Source organism: Melioribacter sp. Ez-97, assembly GCF_051488665.1.
Taxonomy (GTDB): domain Bacteria; phylum Bacteroidota; class Ignavibacteria; order Ignavibacteriales; family Melioribacteraceae; genus Melioribacter.
On record NZ_JBPSEG010000008.1, the window covers coordinates 38,012 to 59,637 of the forward strand.

The following is a 21,626-nucleotide window of genomic DNA, read 5'->3' on the forward strand; positions in this document are numbered from 1 at the left end:
TAATATAGAAAAAAATATTGTATGAATATGTCAATTTACGACGTAATTATAGTGGGAGCCGGACCGATCGGATTGGCGTGCGGCGTCGAAGCCTCAAAAAGAAAATTAAAATATCTGATACTCGAAAAAGGGTGTCTCGTAAATTCAATTTATAATTTCCCGGTAAATATGACGTTCTTTTCGACGTCGGAAAGGCTGGAAATTGGCGGTGTGCCGTTTGTGTCTCACGGTACTAAACCGACCAGAAGAGAAGCTCTCGAATATTACAGACGCGTTAAATCCGCGTGGAATCTGAAAGTGAATTATTACGAAAAAGTAAAAGAAGTTTCGCGAAACAAAAATATTTTCGAAGTAGTCTCGGAAAAAGGAAATTACCGCTGCAGGAATTTGATTCTGGCTACCGGATATTACGACCATCCGAATTTGATGAATGTACCGGGCGAGAATCTTCCTAAAGTATTTCATTACTATAAAGAACCGCATCCGTTCAACGACCAGAAAGTTGCTATTGTCGGAGGAGGAAATTCCGCCGTCGACGTAGCTTTGGAGACATTCAGACACGGCGCAGAAGTAACTATGGTCGTCAAAAAAAAGAAGCTCGATAAAAATGTAAAATATTGGGTAAGACCCGATATCGAAAATCGAATTAAAGAAGGAAGCATAAAAGCCTTCTTCAACGCTAAACTTGTCGAAATAAAACAAAAAGAGATCGTTGTCGAACAAGACGGCAATAGAATTACACTGGAAAACGATTTTGTTTTTGCAATGACCGGATATCGCCCCGATTTCAGTTTCCTTGAAAAAACGGGGATAGAATTCGAAGGCAAAAAGTTGAGAGTTCCATCTGTAAATTCAGATACGCAGGAAACGAACATACCGAATCTTTTTCTTGCCGGAGTCGTATGCGGCGGCATGGATACCGGCAGATGGTTTATCGAAAATTCGATTGAACACGCTGCAAGAATATTTAAAGCGATAGAAAAAAGAAAGCGAGCCGATAGAAAAAAATAAAAAATTTTTTTATTGTCTTTTATCCGGCATATATTTGTGAAATAATTTTCAATTTAATTGCCGGTAAATTCGATGGGGAAGACCTACTCGCTTCCGAAAGAAAAGATTAAAGTTTTGCTGCTCGAGGGCGTGCATCCGAACGCGGTCGATTATTTCAGAAACAACGATTTCAGCAATATCGAATATCTCAAAACGTCTCTTGAAGGAGACGAATTAATCGAAAAAATACGCGACGCTCACATTATCGGAATTCGTTCGAGAACTCATCTGACAGAAGACGTATTAAAGCATGCAAAGAAATTGATTGCCGTCGGATGCTACAGCATCGGCACAAATCAGGTCGATCTCGACGCCGCGCGATTACGCGGCATTCCTGTGTTCAACGCTCCTTTTTCGAATACGCGTTCCGTGGCGGAACTTGTTGTTGCGGAAATAATTTTTTTGATGAGAGGCATTGCCGAAAAAAATATACTTGCGCATCAGGGAGTATGGCTTAAGGAGGCAAAGAATTCGTACGAAGTCCGCGGCAAAACGCTCGGTATAGTAGGCTACGGTCATATCGGTTCCCAGGTGTCGATACTCGCCGAAAGTCTCGGAATGAATGTTTATTATTACGACATCGTAAAAAAATTGAGCCTTGGAAATTCAAAACCGTACGACAGTCTCGACGAGCTTTTGAAAATTTCCGACGTTGTTACGCTTCACGTTCCGGAAACCGACCTGACGAAAAATATGATTTCGCGCGAACAGCTGAGTCTCATGAAAAAAGGCTCTTATTTGATAAACAGTTCACGCGGAACGGTTGTCAATTTGAACGACCTGGCGGAATTTATCGAGTCGGGTCATATAGCCGGAGCCGCGATCGACGTTTTCCCCGAAGAACCCGCTTCGAATAAAGAAAAATTCGTTTCCGTATTACAGAAATTTAATAACGTGATTTTGACTCCGCATATCGGAGGAAGCACGTGCGAAGCTCAGGCAAATATAGGACTGGAAGTGTCGGAAAAACTGGTTCAATACTGCGACGTCGGTTCGACGATAGGGGCGACCAATTTTGTGCAGATATCGTTGACGCCAAATGTAAATCGTCAAAGGTATCTTCACATTCATCACAATAAGCCGGGCGTTATGAACAAGATTTCAAAAATTTTTACGTCCCGTAAATTGAACATTGCGGCTCAGTATCTTCAGACCGACCCGTATGTCGGTTATGTGATTATCGATATCGACAGCAAAGAGAAGAGCGGAGAGATAATGAAAGAATTAAAAGCGATTCCTGAAACTATTAAAACGCGGATGTTGTTGTAAGGATATCTCAATACTAAAATTTGACATCGAGTATTTTAAAGAATATCTTAAGCAACCACATCACAACAAGAGAGGTAAAGATGAAGAGCGCATATAAATCACTGTTAATGTTAGTAGTATTCTTCACGGCTGTAATTACAACATCCGGTCAAAAAGCGGAAAATTTCAAATTGAAGGACTACAACGGCAAAGAATATCAGTTGAGCGATTTCAAAGATTCAAAAGCAATTGTAATAATGTTCATTGCCACGCAATGCCCTATTTCAAACGCCTACAATTCGAGAATGGTCGAACTCTACAATGACTACAAGGATAAAGGCGTAAGTTTCGTCGGAATCAATTCAAACAAACAGGAAAGCGTGGAAGAAATTAAAGAACACGCTAAAGAAAACGGGTTCGAATTCGTAATCCTCAAAGACGAAAAAAACGTTATTGCGGATAAATTCGGAGCTTCGGTAACGCCGGAAATCTACGTTCTCAACAGCGATTTCGAAATTTTATATCACGGAAGAATAGACGATTCGCGAAAAGAAGACGAAGTTAAAACTCGCGATTTGAGAATAGCTCTCGACGAAATTTTAGCCGGCAAAAAAGTTTCAAATCCCAAAACAAAAGCATTCGGATGTACAATAAAAAGAGTAAACTAAAATGCGCAAATTAACTCTGTTAATTTTATTGACATTAATTCCTGCGACCTTCTTTGCCGAAACCAAACAAAAAGATACGGCAAAAGAGGTCAAAATTGTTGCGATTAATAAAGACGGATTAAACAAAATCATCAAAAACAGAAAGGGGAAGGTTCTCTTTCTGAATTTGTGGGCTACCTGGTGTGTACCGTGCCGCGAGGAAATTCCCGACATAGTCAAATTAGCCGAAGAGTATAAAGACGTGGAATTCGTCGGTTTGAGCGTCGATTTTCCGGAAGACGTCAATTCAAAAGTTATACCGTTTCTGAAATCGAATAATGTGGAGTATGTCAATTACATTAACGGATTCGAAAACGACGAGGAGTTGATAAACTTTCTCGATGAAAATTGGAACGGCGCATTGCCCGCTACTTTGATTTACGATTCCAAAGGGAAAAAAACGGTTTTTATCGAAGGCAAAAAATCGTATAAAGAATTCAAGGAAGAAATTGAAAGAGCAAGGAAAAGAAAATAATCCTTGCTCTTTTTCCGTCTGTTATTTTTTCAATTCGAAATGATCGTACTGTTCGCCTGTTACCGTATATGAATTATAAATCAATCGATCGCCGCGTATGTCGATTACCTGAAAAAGTTGCGTGAAAGTTCCGAGTTTTGCAATCAAATCTTTGTACATCGGATTCGCAGGGTACTGTTTGGGACCGGAGACTGATGTGATATATACGGTTCCTTTCGATTCGTCGTCCGAAATTTTCCCGTTGAAAATTTTATATGTTCTGGCGTAAGTATGGTCGTGACCCTGTAATACGAGGTCGACATTATACTTGTCGAAAACCGGCATGAATGTTTCTCTAATGTCTTTATTGTCTCTCCCTTCGCCCGTCGAGTAGACGGGATGATGATACGTTACAATTGTCCATTTGTTCGGGTTGTCGGATAATACGTTTTCGAGCCAATCTGCTTGATCTTTAAGCCTGTAATTAGTGTTGAGCACGATAAACCTTACGCCCTGATAGTCGATATAATAAACCGATTCTTCCATCCCTTCCGGACCGTTTTCGGGCAAAGTGAAAAGACTTTGCCATAGCGGGTATTTATCTGTCTTTTTCTTTTTGCCGTTTACCATTTCAAAATAGAGGTCGTGATTTCCGATTGCCATAATCGAGGGAACGATTTTGTGGATGAATCCCGTGGCGTCGAACCACTCCTCCCACATCGACTCATCGGGCAAGTCAGTCAGATCGCCTGCAAAGAGCCAGAAAGACGCGTCGGGCGCGGTCGTCAACGCTTTCCTGAATACCCTTGCCAGGTCTTCCCGGATTCCGTTTTGAGGATCGCCGAAATAAACGAATCGGAACGGTTTAACGCTGACAGAGGCGGTTTTGAATTGATTCCACTCGCTTGTAACGGAATCGTAACCCACTCTGTATACATAAAGCGTATTCGGTTTTAAATTTTTCAAAACCGCCGAATAGGTGAACGACTCATTGCCTTTGTAATTAAGCGCGTTCATAAACGCCGGGGCTTTAATAACGCTGTCTTTGAATTCTACCCAGTTTGTAGCTTCGGCAAATTCAACAAAACTTGCGCTGTGGCTCTCTTTTGTATGCCAGGTAACAGCCATACTTTTAGAAGGCTCGTCTGTAAGATTCAGAATAATTCTGTCCGGAAGATCTGTCTGCTGCGCTTTCAAAAAAGCCGCGAATAGAAAGAGATAAATAAATGTGATTTTTTTCATTGTTCGCCCATGTTTTATTTGAAAACATTTATGGTGTATTTACTAACGTCGAATTTTCTTTTGCAACCCGCATAATTCATATACCTGATTTTCCCGAAAACGGGTCGCTCGCTCCAGGCGCGGTCGTGAACTCCGCCGATAGACCATGCAATGCCGGTATATCCGTTAGGATCGCGACCGTCGAGTTCGTACTTGTCGTTTAGGTAGATTGCGTATTTAAGCGCGTCTTCGGGCGACTTTGTCCATTCGAGAATTTTTTTCGCCCAATACATTCTGAGATAACCGTGCATTTTACCTTTTGTCTTCATTTCGAATTGGGCGGCGTTCCATAACGAGTCGTGAGTTTTTCCTTCTTCGAGTTCTTCAAGCGAATAGACGTATTCCCGCTTGTCTTTGCGGTGTTCGTTTAAAGTTTTTTTTGCCCATTCTGGAAAACCTTCGAACGAATCGTATTTTTTGTTGTAATAACAAAAATTGTCCGACAATTCTTTGCGCACAATCAATTCTTCGAGAAAGCTTTCTCTCGATTTCGAATGTTCCGTTCGTCTGAGTATTTCGAGCGCAATGCGTTGAGCCGAGATGTGTCCGAAATGGAGATGAATCGATAAATTCGAAAGCGCGTCTTCGTTCGGGTCGTTCTTTTTATCCGAATAATATTTCAGTTTGGTTTCAATGAAATTATCGAGAATTTCAAAAGCCGCTTCTTCGCCGGGAAGTATCCAGTCGATTTCCGTTACGTCCGGATCGGCTTTGATTTTTAGATTATCCCAGTCGTTTTTAGTGCCGGTAAATTCATTGACGTGCATTTTTTTCAACGGCGGAAAATCATCCATAAACTCGGGCAGAAGTTTTTGAATTTTGGGTCTGAATGTATAGGCGGCGAATTCCTGTTTGTTCGAAGCCAGAAAACACGGAACGATATTATGCGCGTCGACGTCGTAAAACGGTATTTTGATTTTTGAATGAACTTCCTTTTTCCACTTTCTTGTAATTCTAAGAGGATTGAAATCCGTAATTAATTCAGAGCATCCGGATTCTTTTACAAAAGAGGGGATTGTAATTGCCGGATTGCCGGAAAGTAATTTGAAGCCGATATTTAATTCGGACAGTTTTTTTTCGACCTGCTTTAATCCGTTGATCATAAAAGAATATTGACGTTGCGCCGCTCCTAAAAATTCCGGAACTAAATTGAAAATTACGATCAAAGGCGCTTGTCTTTCTTTGGCTTTTTTGTAAGCAAAAAGCAAAGCCCAATTGTCGTAAACCCTCTGGTCTCTCTGCATCCAGTAGATTACGGGACCGTTTTTTATCTCCGCGTCTTTCAGTTTTCTTATTCTTTCGGGAAGAACCATAATCGTCCGTATCAGTTGAATTTCAAAGATAAGAAAAGAATTTAAGATTCAGAAAATCATACCTGTTTGTATAATTTAATAAAAATCATTAATTTATACATGGTCTAAATAAGAATTATACATGAAACCGATCCTTATATTAATTGCGAACAGATTCTTCCTGACAAATTACGCCATAAGCTGCATTCTCCGGGATCTCGACGGGATGAGAGTGGCGGGCGTTTCGGAAGATAAATTAATCGACGAAATCCGTCGGCAAAATCCCGATATGATTATAGTGGAAACCGACATGATTAAGCAGGATAGCATCCGGTTATTAAAAGAAATCAAAAGAAAATTTCCGCGCCTGAAAATTATTTCTCTGGTCGACTCGTCGGATATGTTCCGTCTGAAGAATTTGCTCGACCTCGGACTCGACGGCTACCTTTCGAAGTCGGTGACGAAAGAAGAATTGCAAAGAGCCGCTTTAAGAGTGTATAACAATGAAAAATATTTCAGTCAGGAAATTAGCGGTAAAATATTCGATTACAAATTTAAAAATTCCGTCAACAAAAATTTGAGCAAACGCGAGCAGGAAATCCTCCAATACATAGCGGAAGGAATGAACAATAAAGAAATCGGCGGGCTGCTCAATATAAGCGAGTTTACAGTCTTGACGCACAGACGGAATATCATGCGCAAACTTAACGTAAAGAACACTCCCCAGCTTATCATCGAGAGCATTAAAAGAGGATTAATCAGCATAGGAGATAATTAATACTAAGTTTTTAGTATAATTTTACTAAAAATGGCGTATTGACGACGAGGAGAAGTTGCATTAGTTTTGTTATAAAGATTTAGTCTTAATAAGGACAAGAAATGAAAAAGATTATTTTGACGGTTTTGATAGCTTTTACAAGCGGCTTGGCTCAAAGCAGTTTCCATGGGAAAGTGATTGATAGTACCGGCAATCCGATACCGGAGGTAAATATTTTGGTCGCCGGTACGGATTACGGAACTTCTTCCGACAAAAATGGGATATTTAAGCTTAATTATCCTCTCAAATACGGAGACGAAATCACATTTTCGTGTGTCGGGTTTGAGACTAAATCTATCAAATATAATCCATCGATTAATTTTCAAACCGTCCGTTTGGAACAAAAGGAGTATTCTTCCGAAGCGGTTGTCGTGACGGGAACGCGTAATCTCAAAAAACTGAAAGATACTCCCGTAAGAACTGAATTGGTTTCCGGAAAGGAAATTAAAAAATGCGGCTACGTCAGTCTGAAAGAGGTTCTGATGGAACAAACGGGGCTTGCCGTAATAAACAACCACGGCAGCGGCATACAGATTCAAGGACTCGATCCCGATTATACGCTTATTCTTATCGACGGCGAACCTGCAATCGGAAGAACTGCCGGCACGATTGAACTGTCCCGCTTCGACGTGGCAAATTTAAAACAAATCGAGATTGTCAAAGGTCCTTCTTCTTCTCTTTACGGAAGCGAAGCGCTTGCAGGCGTCGTTAATCTCATTACCTCTTTCCCCGATGTTCCGGAAAAAATCGCCCTTTACGCTCAAACCGGAACTCATAATTCATATCTGCTGAACGGAGACCTCTACAAATCTTTCGGCAAATTCAAAGGCTCGCTTTTTCTGAATACCAGGGGAACCGAAGGATACGATCTTACACCCGAGTCCGTTTCGAAAACCGCGCCGGAATATGACAATATACTGATTAATCCCAAAGTCGAATATAGTTTCGACGAGTCAAACTCGATCAAAATAAACGTCAGATATTTTAATGAAAATCAAAATAACCTTGCGGAGGTTACGGAAAACGGTCAAACGGTAATTCTTAAAGACGAAGACAGACTGCGCGACGTTAATATTTCTTTGAACTATTCGGGTAAGTTAAGTAATGCGTATAGTCATCAGACCAGATTATACGCAAGTAATTATTTTACCGAAAGCAAGCTGAATTACCAAATTGGAGGCGAACAATACGAATTTAGCCGGTTCGATCAATATTACTATAAAGCGGAATACTCGGGCAATCTGCTGTTCGATCAAAATAATCTGACTACATTCGGCGCCGGATATGTAAATGAAAAGATTAATGCGGACAGAATCGACAAGGAAGCGGACGACATAAATTCGCATTTCGTTTTTCTGCAACACGAGTGGATTCCGTCCCGGCTTGTCGATATTGTCGGAGGTGTCAGGTACGACTATCACAGCAAATATTCGTCCCGCATAAGTCCCAAAATATCAGCCGCAATAAAACCGTATGATTTTTTGAAATTTAACGTGTCGGTCGGCAGCGGATTTAAGGCTCCTACGCTTCAACAGCTTTATCTCAACTTTACAAATCCGCAGGTGGGCTATTCGGTTTACGGATCAACGAATTTTTTGTATTACTTCAATAAACTTCTGGAAGAAGGACAAATCGACAGGATTCTTATTAATCCCGAAAACATAAGTAAACTAAACGCTGAGAATTCCTGGTCGTTTAATTTTGCTGTGGAGTACGAACCTTCCGAAAATTACTGGGCGTCTTTGAATTTATTCAGGAACAACGTAAGAGATTTAATCGACGCAACGCCTATCGCTATCAAGAAAAACGGACAGGGTATATACACCTATTTTAATCTGAATAAAATTTATACGCAGGGCGTGGAATCCGAGATTAGAATAACCCTGTTCGATTATGTCAAATTAAGCGCCGGGTATCAATATCTCGATGCTGTCGACGAAGAAGTTCTCGAAAAGGTCAAAGCCGGCGAATATTTCAGACTAACCGAGTCGGGTCGATTGAAAAAAGTTACCGAATCCGACTACGGCGGGTTATTCAATCGCTCTAAGCACTCGGGAAACATCCGGCTCGCTTACGATAACGAAGCTTACGGCGTCTTTGCGGCGCTTACCGGAATTCTAAAAGGGAAATACGGGTATTACGACAGAAACGGGAACGGCATTCTCGACGACGATAGCGAATACGCGCCGGGATACGCCGTCTGGAATTTTGCCCTGAACAAATCGATAAACAACCACTTGGCTTTGCAGCTAAGAATTGAAAATCTGTTGGATAGAAAATTGAGCGGACAAAATATGAATTTGTCCGGTAGAATAATTTACGCCGGAATTTCAATTAATTATTAAAAAAAGGAGAATAGATGAAAAAGCTATATTTACTCGCGTTACTGTTTACTTTATTATTTGTCGGTTGCGACGACTCGAGCAGCACCGAACCGGTAGACGATACGCCCGATGTTAAAGTCGTAGAAGTTAAAGACGTTCCCGCATTGGGTCCGGGGTTGACATACTTCCGTTTTTCCGACAGTACAATTGTAACCGGAGCCGATACTTTATCCGATAAATGGGATATTGCATTCCTGAGAACAGGTATATACACAAACGGCGGCGTCAGCGGTCCGGGCAAGGGCGGAGCGATTGTACTGAAAAACACCGACTTTTATGATTTAAAGGAAGCTTCCTCTGAAGGATATCAGGTCGACGCAGAAAACGCGCCCGCCATCCCAACAGGTTCCGGAAACGGCTGGTACAATTATAATTCCGAAACTCATATCATTTCGCCTATTCCCGGAGTTGTGCTTGTTATTAAAACGGGCGACGGTAAATACGCAAAGGTTCAAATTATCAGTTATTACAAAGGCGCGCCGGATAATCCGACGCTTTCCGACGAGTCGAAATATTATTCATTCAGATATGTCTATCAACCGAACGGCTCGACTAAATTTGAATAAAAAAAGAAAGGAAAAAAAATGAAATCATATAGAACATTACTTTACTTCTTAATTACCGGTTTATTCCTTTATACGAATCTCCTGGGTATGGCAGGAGACGGCAAAAAAGTGTCCGTGGTTATAGTCGGGCACGGTGCTCCTGCCAAAGATTTTCCGAAATTAAAAGAATATTTCAAATTGCACGACAGCCACACTCCCGAAGCCTAAGAAATCGAAAACGAGCTGCGCAACTGGCCCCGCAACGAAGAAAACGATCCCTACTGGGCGGGTTTTATGAAAATTGTCGAAATATTTAAAAGTAAGTTTCAGAATTTTCATTCGGTCCATTATGCTTTCAATGAAATGTGCGCTCCTACGGTAGGCGAAGCGCTCAAGAAAGCATCCGAAGAAAAACCGGATTTAATCCTTGTAACGAGCATAATGTTCACTCCTGGCGGCGGGCACTCCGAAAAGGATATTCCCGCCGCAATTGAAATGTTTCAGGAAGAACACCCTGAAATTAAGATTGAATATGCCTGGCCTTACAGCCAGGAAGCCTTGGCGGATTTCATCAATTCACACCTGCTGCGCTTTATTGATAAATAACCGTAAGGAGCCGGCATTGTCCGGCTCCATTTATTTTTATTCTTTTTTGTCTTGCTGCGGACATATCGCTCGGTATAAAAAATATTACGGATCAATACCAGGACGACCTTGACTCCGGAGTCGACAGGGATCCCGGATATGTATACGGTCCGTCTTCTCCGCGTACGGTATATATTAATCTGGGATTCAAATTGTAATTACAAGATGTGAATAGAGGGAATCCGTCAAATTCATTTTTATTAGATGACGGATTCCTTCTTAAAAATATTTAACTTCCCATCCTTACGATTACGTCGAATTCTTCTTTCGTAACGGGCATTACCGACAGCCGATTCCCTCTTTGTACCAGTTTCATGTTTTTCAGTTTAGGATTTTGTTTAATTTCATCGAGCGTAACGGCTTTGGGGAATTTCTTTACCAACTTAATGTCGACCATATACCACGCGGGATTCTCTTTTTTGCTTTTGGGATCGTAGTGCTTGTCGTCCGGATCGAAAGCTGTGAAGTCCGGATATCCCTCTTTGACCACTTCGCAAACGCCGACGGCGGCAGGAGGCTTTGTATTGCTGTGATAAAAAATCACTTTGTCGCCTTTTTTCATTTCGTCTCGCATATAATTGCGGGCTTGATAATTTCTAACTCCGTCCCAATAAGTAGTTTGGTTCTTGCTTTTTGCAAGGTCGTCTATCGAAAAAACGTCGGGTTCGGATTTGACCAGCCAGTATTTCATTTCCCCTCCGGTTAATGATTTTCAAGATAAGCTTTCAAAAATTTTCCTGTGTACGAACGGTCGCATGCCATTATTTCTTCCGGAGTTCCCGCGGCAACAATTTCTCCGCCGCGATCTCCGGCTTCGGGTCCGAGGTCGATTATATAGTCTGCGCATTTGATAACGTCAAGATTGTGTTCGATTATTACGACCGAATTTTTGTTTGCTATTAGCATTTGAAAACTTTTCAATAACTTGTTAATATCGTCGAAATGCAATCCCGTCGTAGGCTCGTCGAATATGAATAGAGTGTGTTGATTTTTGCGACGCTGCGCCAGATGCGACGCAAGTTTGACTCTTTGAGCCTCGCCGCCGGATAGGGTCGTTGACGGCTGTCCCAATTTTATGTATCCCAGTCCAACGTCGGAGAGCGTTTGGAGTATATCTCTCAACTTGTCGTGATTGGCAAAAAAATGGAGCGCTTCGTCTACGGTCATATTTAATACGTCGACGATATTTTTGCCTTTGTATGTAATTTCCCGAACTTCCTTTTTGAAACGCGTGCCTTTGCAGTCGTCGCATTCAAGATATAAATCGGCAAGGAACTGCATTTCGATTTTTACGAATCCGTCGCCTTCGCAAGTGTCGCATCTTCCGCCCGGCACATTGAACGAAAAGTAACCCGGTTTATAACCGCGGGCTCTGGCTTGAGGAGTCGATGCGAATATTTCGCGTATCAGCTCGTAGCCTTTTACATAACTTATCGGGTTCGACCGCGGCGATTTTCCGATAGGCGATTGATCTACAATTTCGATATTATCGATATAACGCGCTCCTTCGATCGTATCGAATTTTCCTAATTTCGGGGGATTACCTCCGTTCATTTTAACAAGTCCGCCGTATAAAATATCGTGCACAAGAGTGCTTTTTCCCGAACCGCTCACTCCGGTTACAACAACAAATTTTCTCAACGGGAATTCGACCGTTATATTTTTGAGATTGTTTTCTCTCGCTCCCGTTATTCGTATCGTCTCGGTTTTGGAGGTATTCCTCTTGTCGGGCAAGGGAATTTTTAATTTGCCGGATAAATATTTGCCTGTAAGCGAATCCGGATTTTTTACGATTTCGTAGTATGTTCCCGAAGCGACCAATTGACCCCCGTTCAATCCGGCTTTGGGTCCCATGTCGTAAATCAGATCGGCTTCTTTCATCATTTCGGGGTCGTGTTCCACAACAAGCACGGTATTTCCGATGTCGCGCAGAGATTTGAGAATTTTTATCAAACGGGCGTTGTCCCGCGGATGAAGCCCAATTGAAGGTTCGTCGAGTACGTATAACGTGCCCATCAATGCCGAACCCAAAGAAGTTGCAAGATTAATTCTTTGCGTTTCGCCGCCCGACAGCGTGCTGCTCAATCTGTCCAATGTAAGATAACCAAGTCCCACGTCGTTTAAGAACGTAAGCCGTTTCAGAATTTCTTCGTAGATTCTTTGTGCTATTGTTTTTTCGTATTCGCTCAATTCGAGATTTAGAAAGAAATCATGAGCCTTTTCAATCGACATTTTTACGATGTCGAAAATAGAGAGTCCTCCTACTTTAACCTGAAGGGCTTCCCTTCGCAGCCTCGAACCTTTGCATGCGTGGCAGATCGTATAGCCTCTGTATTTACTCAGCAGAATTCTGATGTGCATTTTGTAAGTGTGATTTTCGAGCTCTTTGAAAAAGCCGTCTATGCCTTCAAAACCTTCATAACCTTTTCTGAGAATTTCAACCTGCTTTTCGGTCAAATCCTTGAACGGCTTGTCGAGTGGTATTTTGTGTTTGTTATTTCTTATTAATTGTCTTAGATATTTGCTGAATTTCGGCGTGCGCCACGGCGCAATAGCTCCTTCGCTTATGCTCAAAGTCGGGTCGGGAACGATAAGATTCATATCGTAATCCATCGTTTTACCGAATCCCTGGCAGACGGGACAGGCGCCGTACGGATTATTGAATGAGAAAAATCGAGGTTCCGGCTCTTCGTATTTTATGCCGCAGCATTCGTAAAAACGGTTGAAGTTTTTTCTTTCGAAAGTGTCCGCGTTGATTACCAGAAGTCTGCCTTCTCCTTCCTTAAAAGCAATTTCAATCGATTCGGCTAATAATTCTCGTATTTTTCCTTTTTTAATTTTGAATCTGTCGAGCACTACAATAATGTCTTCTTTTTCAACTTCGGCAAATTCCCGGAAGTTATCGAGTTCGCTTAAATCGACAAATTCGTTTTTAACGATTATCCTGAAAAAGCCTTTCTTTTTCAAAAGTTCTATTTCCTCGATAACGGTGCGCTTTTCGTGAGGGTGTATCGGAAATCCGATGTAGTATTTTCCGTTTTCTTCCCGGGTTTCGAGCCATTCGCATACGGTGGCAACGGTATCTTTTTTAACTTCGTTGCCGCAGTCGAAACAGATAGTCTTCCCGATTCTAGCAAACAGCAAACGCAGGTAGTCGTAAATTTCCGTTGAAGTGCCGACAGTCGAACGCGGATTGCGCGCGGTGGTTTTCTGTTCAATAGCTACTGCAGGCGAAATTCCCTGTATAATATCGACGTCGGGTTTATTCATTCTTTCTAGAAACTGACGCGCATAAGACGAAAGGCTTTCTACGTACCGGCGCTGTCCTTCGGCATAAATCGTGTCGAATACAAGCGAGGATTTGCCGCTTCCGCTTACGCCGGTAAAAACAACCAGTTTGTTTTTCGGAATTTCGAGGGAGATGTTCTTAAGATTATGCTGACGCGCCCCTTTTATTATTATTTTCTTATTGTCGAATGTCATATGTCATTTGAAAAAAATCGTAACCGGAAAGTTACGAATAAGTTAGAAGATTTTCTTGATTGAGGGAGGTTATAGATTAATACTAAAAATTACTTTTCTTCTTCCCAGTCGATAAGTTTGCCGTCCCTGAAGAAGAATGTGATTTTTCCGTAATACCATTGAGTAAAAACGCCCCATTTTTCCACGTTCTTGTCAATTCTGTCGGGTTTTCCCCAGCCGGCTCTTAGCATCTCTTCCGTCATGCCTTTCCAAATTTGTTTATGATAAACCCGGGGACCGTATTTCCTTCCGAATTTTTTTACATAAACCGCTTCGATTTCCCTCTCCGCTTTTTCGATTAAAGAATCGAGTTTTTTGCTTTCGTTTTTTAGAGAATCGATTTCGTTCTTTAACGCCGATTTGTAGTTCAGAAGATTATTTTTTCGAGACGTTAAAGAATCATGCTGAGATTTATAATCTTTTTGACCGAGCAAACTTTGCGCGTTTGTTAATGAAAAACTTAAAATAAATAATAACAGAAATCTGTGCATCTTAAAGGTCCCGATATTTATAAAAACAAATCCCGCATAATGCGGGATTGCAAGTAGTGAGATATTTTTTATGAAAATTGTTTATTGATGTTACAATGATAATAAAAATCATAAAAAAATTACAAGTCTTTGGTACCAAAACAAACGCCGACGGCTTTGGCTGCAAGAACTCCCTGATCGGTTTTCTTAACGAGTTTTTGTTTTGCGATAGCATCAACAATGTTCACGCTTTTAATTTCATTCCCTTTCAAAGCGACCATTTTGCCGAATTGTCCTTTAATAGCGAGCTGAATTGCCTGAGTTCCGAATTTTGTGGAAAGAATACGATCGAAAGGAGTGGGGCTTCCGCCGCGCTGCAGATGTCCCAGTACAGTATAACGGGTTTCGAGTCCGGTATTCTCGCTTATTTTTTTAGCGACATACTCGCCGATTCCGCCTAACTGGATCGGGTCGGTTCTTTTAATATCTTTGCCTTTCATAATCATCGTGCCGTCTTTGGATTTAGCTCCTTCGGCGACGCAAACAATGCTGAAGCGTTTGCCCATCATATTTCGCATCAGCACCTTATCGTAAATTGCTTCCCAGTCGAACGGAATTTCGGGAATCAGGATCACGTCGGCGCCTCCGGCAAGTCCTCCGTTGAGAGCTATCCAGCCTGCGTATCTGCCCATTACTTCGATAACCATAACGCGGTGATGAGACGAAGCGGTTGTATGGAGGCGGTCGAGAGCTTCCGCAACCACGTACACTGCGGAGTCGTGACCGAATGTCAGATCCGTAGCGTCCAGGTCGTTGTCGATGGTTTTGGGAACTCCGACAACATTCATTCCCATTTGACTGAGTTGATGCGAAATATGCATTGTGCCGTCGCCTCCGATTGCAATAATGGCGTCCAAATTCCAAGCGTCGTAATTTCGCATTGCCTCTTTCGAGCGGTTCATAATTTTGATTTTTCCGTCCACTTCTTCAGGCCAGTGAAACGGGTCGCCTTTATTCGAAGAGCCTAAAATCGTGCCGCCGGTGGCAAGAATTCCCGATACGTCTTTGTTATACAATTCCATCGCTTTGCCTTCGACCAATCCCTCGAAGCCGTCGAGAATGCCGAGCACGGTCAAACCGTTATCGAGAGCGGGCTTGGTTACGCCTCTGATAACCGCGTTCAGTCCCGGGCAGTCGCCGCCGCCTGTAAGTATTCCTACTCTTTTAATTTTTTTTGATGGCATAATACACCTTATTTTTTAGTCAATTCTATTATCGTAATTTTTGAGTGACTTTAAAATGTAATTTAGCAAATTTTTGCAACTTATCTTTGTCGATGTTTTTTGCCGCTTGCAGGACGGAGTCCGACGCCCCTTTCGGCAAATCCATACCGTTATTTTTTTGTTCTAAGAACCATTCGTTAAATTTATTTCTTGCCAGAATCGAAGCGGCGGCAACTCCGGTATATCTTTCCGCTCCGGTTTCCATGATGAATTTGATATCTTTCGTATCGATCGACGGATGAATCTCCAGTTTCCGGTTGCTGAATTTATCCGTTATTACAAGATTACATTGAACCCGCTTTAGAAGTTTGCCCGTAACCTGAGAATGGCAATGAACGAGCAGTTTGTTCAGATTTCTGTATTGATCGTACAACCTGTTATAATCTTCCGGTTCAAGAGAACAAATTTCAAAATCATTTTCTATAATTTGTTTAATAGATTCGGCAAGCGAATCGATTTGAGTGTCGCTTAAATCCTTGCTGTCGCGCACTCCTATCCGTTTCAATTTTAAGGCGGTTTCCTTATTCACATAAACTGCCGCAACTACCAGCGGACCGAAATAATCTCCTTTGCCGCATTCGTCCGAACCGATATATTCGTCGTATTCGACGTCGTTATTTCGAATTTCAGGAGGATTTTCGTAGAAGACCATACTTTTGATTTTGTTGTATTCGAAAGAATCCGAATCGCCCTGAAGAACGATTTTATTTCCTTTTTTGCCGAAATAAACCTGTACTTTTATTTTCTTTTTGTTGTAATCGACCGTGAATTCGTAGTTGTAATTTTTTTCTTTGATATCCGACGGATTAAAATCCATTGCTGAAATTTTATTTCGAATAGATTTGATAATGTAGAAAGCCGATTTTTTGAAACTTGTATTTGTCATAAGTATAACAAAATTAATTGAAATCGTAACTTATGAATTTTAGACGAGAAAATTGCTTTGCCGGCGTAAATTACCTTTTTCAATGGAGAAATTCGATAAAATTTCGTAATCTTGTGACCGTCTTTTTACGGAATTTTATTGAAGAGATATAGCTGGATTATTGCCTGTCCGACATAGACGGAAATGCGGCGGTCATAGAAAATTTATTAACAATAAAGTTCTTTCGGTTATTCCGGAGAGGTGGTAGAGTGGTTGCCTGTCCGACATAGACGGAAATGCGGTGGTCTTGAAAACTTATTGACAATAAAGTTCTTTTAGTTATTTTGGAGAGGTGGCAGAGTGGTTGCCTGTCCGACGCAGACGGAAATGCGGCGGTCATAGAAAACGTATTAACAATAAAGTTCTTTCAGTTATTACGGAGAGGTGGCAGAGTGGTTGCCTGTCCGAATTAGACGGAAATGCGGCGGTCTTAGAAAACTTATTTACAATAAAGTTCTTTCGGTTATTCCGGAGAGGTGGCAGAGTGGTTGCCTGTCCGACTAAGACGGAAATGCGGCGGTCTTAGAAAACTTATTAACAATAAAGTTCTTTTAGATATTCTGGAGAGGTGGCAGAGTGGTTGAATGCGGCGGTCTTGAAAACCGTTTGGCGCGTCCGCGCCACGGGGGTTCGAATCCCTCCCTCTCCGCAAAAGTTTCATTTTTAGCCTAATATCCAAACTTTCCCATTCGACATAAAACAGTAAAAGTTTCCGGGACTTTCCTTAAAACCACTAAAAAAATGAAAATTTAGTCAACAATTTTGTCAACAATTTTTTGCCCTTTCCATCAGCCCAAAGAACGCTTTTATTAAAGGAAAAACCGCTGAAGAAACAAGCATAGGGATTATTCTATAATGGTTATGAAAATTAATACTATTTTAATTACTTTATATTATGAAAAATTGATATTCACCTCATAAGTATTTCTAAATGAAGACAAAACATAAGATAATTATCGGCGACTCCAGGGACATGAGGGAAATCCAGGATGCATCGGTGCATCTTGTTGTAACTTCTCCGCCTTATTGGCAATTAAAGGATTATGGTTCCGAAAAGCAAATAGGGTATAACGACACATACGAGGATTATATAAATAACTTGAACCTTGTTTGGCAAGAATGTTATCGGGTTCTGCAAGAAGGGTGCCGGTTATGCATTAATATTGGCGACCAATTTGCGCGTTCGGTTTATTATGGAAGATATAAAATTATTCCGATACGCACGGAAATTATTAAATTCTGCGAAACTATAGGCTTTGATTATATGGGCGCAATCATATGGCAGAAACCAACTACAATGAATACTACCGGCGGCGCGTCTGTGATGGGAAGTTATCCGTACCCGAGGAACGGCATTATTAAGATCGATTACGAATTTATTTTAATTTTTAAGAAGCCTGGACTAACTTCAAAAGTATCCAGGGAAATAAAAGAAAAATCGAAACTTACCAAAGAAGAATGGAACGATTATTTCTCCGGACACTGGAACTTTGGCGGGGAAAGACAGGATAAGCATCTTGCAATGTTCCCGGAAGAATTGCCCAAAAGACTTATTAAAATGTTCACTTTTGTAGGCGATACCGTATTGGACCCGTTTCTCGGAAGCGGGACTACGACCTTGGCGGCTAAGAATCTTGAAAGAAATTCAATAGGATATGAAGTCAATGAAGAATTTTTAAACGTAATAAAAGATAAAGTCGGTATAACATCTCCGGGATTTATGGATAATGCGAGTTTTGAAATCGTAATGCAAAAAAATATTACAAAAAATTGGAACGAACGTTTGAAAGATTTGCCTTATCGCTTTAAAGATCCCGTTAAATTTGATTTGAAAATTAATCCCAAGAAATTGCAGTTTGGGTCTAAAATTGACTCGGGAAATGCGAAGCGCGAAGAGTATTTTTCGATTAAAAGCATTGTCTCGCCGGAAATTATGGTATTAAACAGCGGGGTAACGATAAAACTTATTGGCATTAAGCACAAAAAAGATAAATACGAAGAAGCGATTGAATTTCTTAGTTCAAAACTCAAAGGACAGAAAGTTTTTTTGAAATTCGATAGAGTTAAATATGACGAAAAAAATAATTTACTTGTATATCTCTATCTGAAGAATAAAACGTTTATCAATGCGCACCTTATTAAATATGGTTTTGCCGACGTGGATAATAGTTCCGAATTTTCTTACAAAGACAAATTTAAAAAATTAGGCGTACCTAATGGCTAAAGAATGGATTTTGAATTCGGCTACTAACAGATTCCAATTGAATTTCAAGAAAAATGTAGGGGCGGTTTCCGAAGAAATAAGAAAATGCGAACCAAAATCTTTAGAAGAATGGGAAACGTATTATTTTAATAATGTATACCCAAGGGAACATTTGATAGATTTAGGCAAAAAATTGTATGTTAAAGTGACGGAAGTGCTTGCGGCTGAAATTGACCGGATAACCGAGCAGGATTGTATCGATTATATCTACAATCTGGTAATAAAAAGGACTTTCGACGGTTATATTACAGAAAGAAAGACTATCTACGAGCAATTGCAGGATATACTAAATGTTAGAATCGAACCCGCCCCCGATAAATGGGACAGATTATTTAATGTGGATTTTTATATAAAAATAAATGATAAGTATATAGGAATTCAAATTAAACCAGCTGGAGGAGTGTCGCACATCTCTCAAATATATAAGGAACGTCAACTTCAGGAAAAAACACATAAGAAATTTACCGATAAATACGGCGGTAAAGTGTTTTACGTAATTTCTATTAAAGAAGGGCGAAACAAAAAAATATATAATACCGAGATAATTGAAGAGATTAAAAAGGAAATCAAAAGATTGGAAAACGTAGCAGAATAAGCAGGCATTATAACCATCCAGCCTCGACGCGACAAAAGTGTTAGTCGATTCACTTCTATTTAAATCAGTAGGTTTCTTAAGTATACTAAATCGATCTGGGCAAATTTACAGAGTATCGAAAACGGCGGTTGGAAATTTTCAAACAGATTGTAAAATTATTGTAAAACATGTATGCAGGGCGCATTGCGGCTTAGTTATATAATAGCTTTTCATTAAATTGGTTTCAAAACTTGGAATCATTATACATATAAAAGAAAAACCCGCCGTAAATATTCTTAGGCATTTCAAAAATTAATTGGAAGAAAATTAATGAAACAAAACCATAACAATCACAAATTCCACATACCTGTGCTCGGCGTAGGATATTCAGTCGACGCTCCTGTAAAAGTAGCAAAATACGGAATCTCATCGGTAATATCCCTTGTGGACGATACATTGCTTGAAAAAATGCGCGAACATCATCTTAAAAAGAGGAACAAAATTTACATTCCTATCGAAACAAACGAATACGACTCGCGCGCCAAACGAACTCGAGCATACTTGAACGCAATTGACGAAATTGTAAAAGAGGATTTCGAAAAAGTAAAACGCTCGTCTTTCGGCAGCGGCGGAGATATCGATAAATATTTCGAAATGCTTCCTCAAAGTTCTCCTTTGAAAAAAGAATACGAAACGATGCTGTCAACAAAAGACGCTTTTGAAAAAAATCGAATTGAAAAAAGTCTTCGCGAAAAAATGATTCCCGGCTCGATAGACGTAAATATTATGACAAAAGTAGATAAAAAAAATTACGGCGCCGGCGGAGTTGAGTTGGATTCGAAATTCAACGACGCGCACGCGGCATTGCGCGGCTTTGCAATGAGTAGTCTCTCAAGTAAAGTTATCTTCTCTGCAGGGATGAATCCCAGACTCTACGGATACATCTCGTCGTTTGAAGATTTTTATCCTGATAATGAAGGCAATTTTAAAAAGAAGGTCGTAATTAAAGTGAGCGATTTTCGCTCGGCTCTTATCCAGGGCAAGTTTTTAGCTAAAAAGGGTATCTGGATTTCGGAATTCAGAGTAGAGTCGGGGCTCAACTGCGGAGGGCATGCTTTCGCCACCGATGGATATTTATTGGGTCCTATTCTGGAAGAATTCAAAAATCGAAAAACTGAATTATTAACGGAATTAAAGAAAGAGTATTTGCCTGCGTTGTTGAAAAAAGGTTATTATACCGATGAGTCGAAGCTCGATTACGATCTTACGGTTCAGGGCGGAGTCGGCAAGTCGAGCGAACAGGAATTCCTGGTTCGTCATTACGGAGTTAAATCCGTAGGCTGGGGGTCTCTGTTTTTGTTGGCGCCCGACGTTATAAATATTGACGAATATACGCTGGATAAATTGCTCAAAGCGCGCGAAGAGGATTTATACTTAAGCGAAATATCGCCGCTCGGAGTTCCATTCAACAATTTAAGAAATAATAGCAAAGATATCGAAAAATACGAACGGGTTGAATTGAATAAACCCGGAAGCCCTTGTCCCAAAAAATTCCTCGTTTCGAATACAGAATTTTCGGAAAAGCCGATTTGTACGGCGTCGAAATCGTACGTCAAGAAAAAAATCGAACAATTGAAAAATGAAATAACCGATCCTGCGGAATATAAGCGTCAATACGAAAAAGTTATAGACAAAGCCTGTTTATGCGAAGGGCTGACCGTATCGCCGTTGATTAATCATGAAATTCCCACGCCCAAGCAAAGCAGAGCCGTATCGGTTTGTCCCGGTCCGAATATCGCATACTATTCAAAAAGATCCGATTTGAGGGGAATTGTAGATCATATTTACGGCAGAATTAATTTAATTACGGACAGCGCGCGTCCGAATTTCTTTATTAAAGAACTTCGATTATATATTGATTATTACAAAAATTTGGTTCTGAAAAAAGTGGATAGCGATATTGCAGACCGGAATAAAAAAAATACCGAAAAATACCTGACGGCTTTCAAGGAGAATATTATTAACGGAATATCTTATTATAAAAGAATAGTAAACTGCATATACGAAGAGACCGGAGAAACAAAAGAAAAGATGACGGAAGCGCTGAATCAATGGGAAGAAGAATTAATGAATGTTATGACGGCGGAAAAAGCGTGCGTTTAAATT

Annotated in this window: 19 protein-coding genes and 1 tRNA gene; 13 read left to right on the forward strand and 7 right to left on the reverse strand. The window is 40.6% G+C overall.

The window, feature by feature from the left end; translation table 11 throughout:
* Nucleotides 1-21: 21 nt before the first annotated feature.
* The 4 genes from ACSSWA_RS10045 (at nucleotide 22) to ACSSWA_RS10060 (ending at nucleotide 3,480) form a co-directional block, all read left to right on the forward strand.
* A complete protein-coding gene (locus tag ACSSWA_RS10045) occupies nucleotides 22-1,011 on the forward strand; it encodes a YpdA family putative bacillithiol disulfide reductase (RefSeq protein WP_437356436.1) in 990 nt (329 codons plus the stop codon).
* Nucleotides 1,012-1,083: 72 nt separating this feature from the next.
* On the forward strand, nucleotides 1,084-2,319 hold the full coding sequence (gene serA / locus ACSSWA_RS10050; protein WP_437356437.1) for a phosphoglycerate dehydrogenase: 1,236 nt from the start codon (nucleotides 1,084-1,086) through the stop codon (nucleotides 2,317-2,319).
* 80 nt (nucleotides 2,320-2,399) lie between these two features.
* Complete coding sequence (locus tag ACSSWA_RS10055) at nucleotides 2,400-2,966, forward strand: thioredoxin family protein (RefSeq protein ID WP_437356438.1); 567 nt, start codon at nucleotides 2,400-2,402, stop codon at nucleotides 2,964-2,966.
* A gap of 1 nt (nucleotide 2,967) precedes the next feature.
* On the forward strand, nucleotides 2,968-3,480 hold the full coding sequence (locus ACSSWA_RS10060; RefSeq protein ID WP_437356439.1) for a TlpA family protein disulfide reductase: 513 nt from the start codon (nucleotides 2,968-2,970) through the stop codon (nucleotides 3,478-3,480).
* A gap of 21 nt (nucleotides 3,481-3,501) precedes the next feature.
* On the opposite strand, the gene ACSSWA_RS10065 is transcribed toward ACSSWA_RS10060, so the two are convergent.
* Complete coding sequence (locus tag ACSSWA_RS10065; protein ID WP_437356440.1) at nucleotides 3,502-4,701, reverse strand: fibronectin type III domain-containing protein; 1,200 nt, start codon at nucleotides 4,699-4,701, stop codon at nucleotides 3,502-3,504.
* Between the two features lie 14 nt (nucleotides 4,702-4,715).
* Entirely contained in the window at nucleotides 4,716-6,053 is a 1,338-nt protein-coding gene (locus ACSSWA_RS10070) for a deoxyribodipyrimidine photo-lyase (protein WP_437356441.1), read from the reverse strand.
* 121 nt (nucleotides 6,054-6,174) lie between these two features.
* On the opposite strand from ACSSWA_RS10070, the gene ACSSWA_RS10075 reads away from it, so the two are divergent.
* The 5 genes from ACSSWA_RS10075 (at nucleotide 6,175) to ACSSWA_RS10095 (ending at nucleotide 10,384) form a co-directional block, all read left to right on the forward strand.
* Nucleotides 6,175-6,810: a LuxR C-terminal-related transcriptional regulator gene (locus ACSSWA_RS10075; protein ID WP_437356442.1), complete on the forward strand. Its 636-nt coding sequence runs from the start codon at nucleotides 6,175-6,177 to the stop codon at nucleotides 6,808-6,810.
* 101 nt (nucleotides 6,811-6,911) lie between these two features.
* Complete coding sequence (locus ACSSWA_RS10080) at nucleotides 6,912-9,194, forward strand: TonB-dependent receptor (RefSeq protein ID WP_437356443.1); 2,283 nt, start codon at nucleotides 6,912-6,914, stop codon at nucleotides 9,192-9,194.
* A 14-nt stretch (nucleotides 9,195-9,208) separates the two neighbouring features.
* Nucleotides 9,209-9,799: an HmuY family protein gene (locus tag ACSSWA_RS10085; RefSeq protein ID WP_437356444.1), complete on the forward strand. Its 591-nt coding sequence runs from the start codon at nucleotides 9,209-9,211 to the stop codon at nucleotides 9,797-9,799.
* A gap of 18 nt (nucleotides 9,800-9,817) precedes the next feature.
* Nucleotides 9,818-10,006, forward strand: coding sequence for a hypothetical protein (locus ACSSWA_RS10090; RefSeq protein ID WP_437356445.1), 189 nt, complete (start codon nucleotides 9,818-9,820; stop codon nucleotides 10,004-10,006).
* Nucleotides 10,007-10,072: 66 nt separating this feature from the next.
* Nucleotides 10,073-10,384, forward strand: a complete 312-nt coding sequence (locus ACSSWA_RS10095; RefSeq protein WP_437356446.1) for a sirohydrochlorin chelatase — start codon at nucleotides 10,073-10,075, stop codon at nucleotides 10,382-10,384.
* A gap of 268 nt (nucleotides 10,385-10,652) precedes the next feature.
* On the opposite strand, the gene ACSSWA_RS10100 is transcribed toward ACSSWA_RS10095, so the two are convergent.
* The 5 genes from ACSSWA_RS10100 to rnhC form a co-directional block, all read right to left on the reverse strand.
* Nucleotides 10,653-11,114 carry an EVE domain-containing protein gene (locus tag ACSSWA_RS10100; protein ID WP_437356447.1) on the reverse strand — a complete coding sequence of 154 codons (462 nt, stop codon included), beginning with the start codon at nucleotides 11,112-11,114 and terminating at the stop codon, nucleotides 10,653-10,655.
* Between the two features lie 11 nt (nucleotides 11,115-11,125).
* A complete protein-coding gene (uvrA, locus tag ACSSWA_RS10105) occupies nucleotides 11,126-13,906 on the reverse strand; it encodes an excinuclease ABC subunit UvrA (protein WP_437356448.1) in 2,781 nt (926 codons plus the stop codon).
* Between the two features lie 89 nt (nucleotides 13,907-13,995).
* Nucleotides 13,996-14,436, reverse strand: coding sequence for a hypothetical protein (locus tag ACSSWA_RS10110; RefSeq protein WP_437356449.1), 441 nt, complete (start codon nucleotides 14,434-14,436; stop codon nucleotides 13,996-13,998).
* A 119-nt stretch (nucleotides 14,437-14,555) separates the two neighbouring features.
* A complete protein-coding gene (locus ACSSWA_RS10115; RefSeq protein WP_437356450.1) occupies nucleotides 14,556-15,659 on the reverse strand; it encodes a 6-phosphofructokinase in 1,104 nt (367 codons plus the stop codon).
* Nucleotides 15,660-15,687: 28 nt separating this feature from the next.
* Nucleotides 15,688-16,584 carry a ribonuclease HIII gene (gene rnhC / locus ACSSWA_RS10120; protein ID WP_437356451.1) on the reverse strand — a complete coding sequence of 299 codons (897 nt, stop codon included), beginning with the start codon at nucleotides 16,582-16,584 and terminating at the stop codon, nucleotides 15,688-15,690.
* 601 nt (nucleotides 16,585-17,185) lie between these two features.
* Between rnhC and ACSSWA_RS10125 the strand changes: the two genes are divergently transcribed.
* The 4 genes from ACSSWA_RS10125 to ACSSWA_RS10140 all read left to right on the forward strand — a co-directional run bounded on the left by ACSSWA_RS10125 (nucleotide 17,186) and on the right by ACSSWA_RS10140 (nucleotide 21,623).
* Nucleotides 17,186-17,272: transfer RNA gene (locus ACSSWA_RS10125), tRNA-Ser, on the forward strand.
* A 282-nt stretch (nucleotides 17,273-17,554) separates the two neighbouring features.
* On the forward strand, nucleotides 17,555-18,847 hold the full coding sequence (locus tag ACSSWA_RS10130; protein ID WP_437356452.1) for a DNA methyltransferase: 1,293 nt from the start codon (nucleotides 17,555-17,557) through the stop codon (nucleotides 18,845-18,847).
* A complete protein-coding gene (locus tag ACSSWA_RS10135; protein WP_437356453.1) occupies nucleotides 18,840-19,481 on the forward strand; it encodes an MjaI family restriction endonuclease in 642 nt (213 codons plus the stop codon). The genes ACSSWA_RS10130 and ACSSWA_RS10135 overlap by 8 nt, the downstream gene beginning before the upstream one ends.
* Before the next feature lie 309 nt (nucleotides 19,482-19,790).
* Complete coding sequence (locus tag ACSSWA_RS10140; protein ID WP_437356454.1) at nucleotides 19,791-21,623, forward strand: hypothetical protein; 1,833 nt, start codon at nucleotides 19,791-19,793, stop codon at nucleotides 21,621-21,623.
* The last annotated feature ends 3 nt before the right edge of the window (nucleotides 21,624-21,626 follow it).

Excerpts from the sequence above, each read along its gene's own strand:
- serA (WP_437356437.1), top strand. The coding sequence starts at position 1,084 with ATGGGGAAGACCTACTCGCTTCCGAAAGAAAAGATTAAAGTTTTGCTG.
- ACSSWA_RS10110 (WP_437356449.1), bottom strand. The coding sequence starts at position 14,436 with ATGCACAGATTTCTGTTATTATTTATTTTAAGTTTTTCATTAACAAAC.
- ACSSWA_RS10060 (WP_437356439.1), top strand. The coding sequence starts at position 2,968 with ATGCGCAAATTAACTCTGTTAATTTTATTGACATTAATTCCTGCGACC.
- ACSSWA_RS10135 (WP_437356453.1), top strand. The coding sequence starts at position 18,840 with ATGGCTAAAGAATGGATTTTGAATTCGGCTACTAACAGATTCCAATTG.
- ACSSWA_RS10095 (WP_437356446.1), top strand. The coding sequence starts at position 10,073 with ATGAAAATTGTCGAAATATTTAAAAGTAAGTTTCAGAATTTTCATTCG.
- ACSSWA_RS10055 (WP_437356438.1), top strand. The coding sequence starts at position 2,400 with ATGAAGAGCGCATATAAATCACTGTTAATGTTAGTAGTATTCTTCACG.
- ACSSWA_RS10065 (WP_437356440.1), bottom strand. The coding sequence starts at position 4,701 with ATGAAAAAAATCACATTTATTTATCTCTTTCTATTCGCGGCTTTTTTG.
- ACSSWA_RS10115 (WP_437356450.1), bottom strand. The coding sequence starts at position 15,659 with ATGCCATCAAAAAAAATTAAAAGAGTAGGAATACTTACAGGCGGCGGC.
- ACSSWA_RS10130 (WP_437356452.1), top strand. The coding sequence starts at position 17,555 with ATGAAGACAAAACATAAGATAATTATCGGCGACTCCAGGGACATGAGG.
- ACSSWA_RS10045 (WP_437356436.1), top strand. The coding sequence starts at position 22 with ATGAATATGTCAATTTACGACGTAATTATAGTGGGAGCCGGACCGATC.
- rnhC (WP_437356451.1), bottom strand. The coding sequence starts at position 16,584 with ATGACAAATACAAGTTTCAAAAAATCGGCTTTCTACATTATCAAATCT.
- uvrA (WP_437356448.1), bottom strand. The coding sequence starts at position 13,906 with ATGACATTCGACAATAAGAAAATAATAATAAAAGGGGCGCGTCAGCAT.
- ACSSWA_RS10070 (WP_437356441.1), bottom strand. The coding sequence starts at position 6,053 with ATGGTTCTTCCCGAAAGAATAAGAAAACTGAAAGACGCGGAGATAAAA.
- ACSSWA_RS10090 (WP_437356445.1), top strand. The coding sequence starts at position 9,818 with ATGAAATCATATAGAACATTACTTTACTTCTTAATTACCGGTTTATTC.
- ACSSWA_RS10080 (WP_437356443.1), top strand. The coding sequence starts at position 6,912 with ATGAAAAAGATTATTTTGACGGTTTTGATAGCTTTTACAAGCGGCTTG.
- ACSSWA_RS10140 (WP_437356454.1), top strand. The coding sequence starts at position 19,791 with ATGAAACAAAACCATAACAATCACAAATTCCACATACCTGTGCTCGGC.
- ACSSWA_RS10100 (WP_437356447.1), bottom strand. The coding sequence starts at position 11,114 with ATGAAATACTGGCTGGTCAAATCCGAACCCGACGTTTTTTCGATAGAC.
- ACSSWA_RS10085 (WP_437356444.1), top strand. The coding sequence starts at position 9,209 with ATGAAAAAGCTATATTTACTCGCGTTACTGTTTACTTTATTATTTGTC.
- ACSSWA_RS10075 (WP_437356442.1), top strand. The coding sequence starts at position 6,175 with ATGAAACCGATCCTTATATTAATTGCGAACAGATTCTTCCTGACAAAT.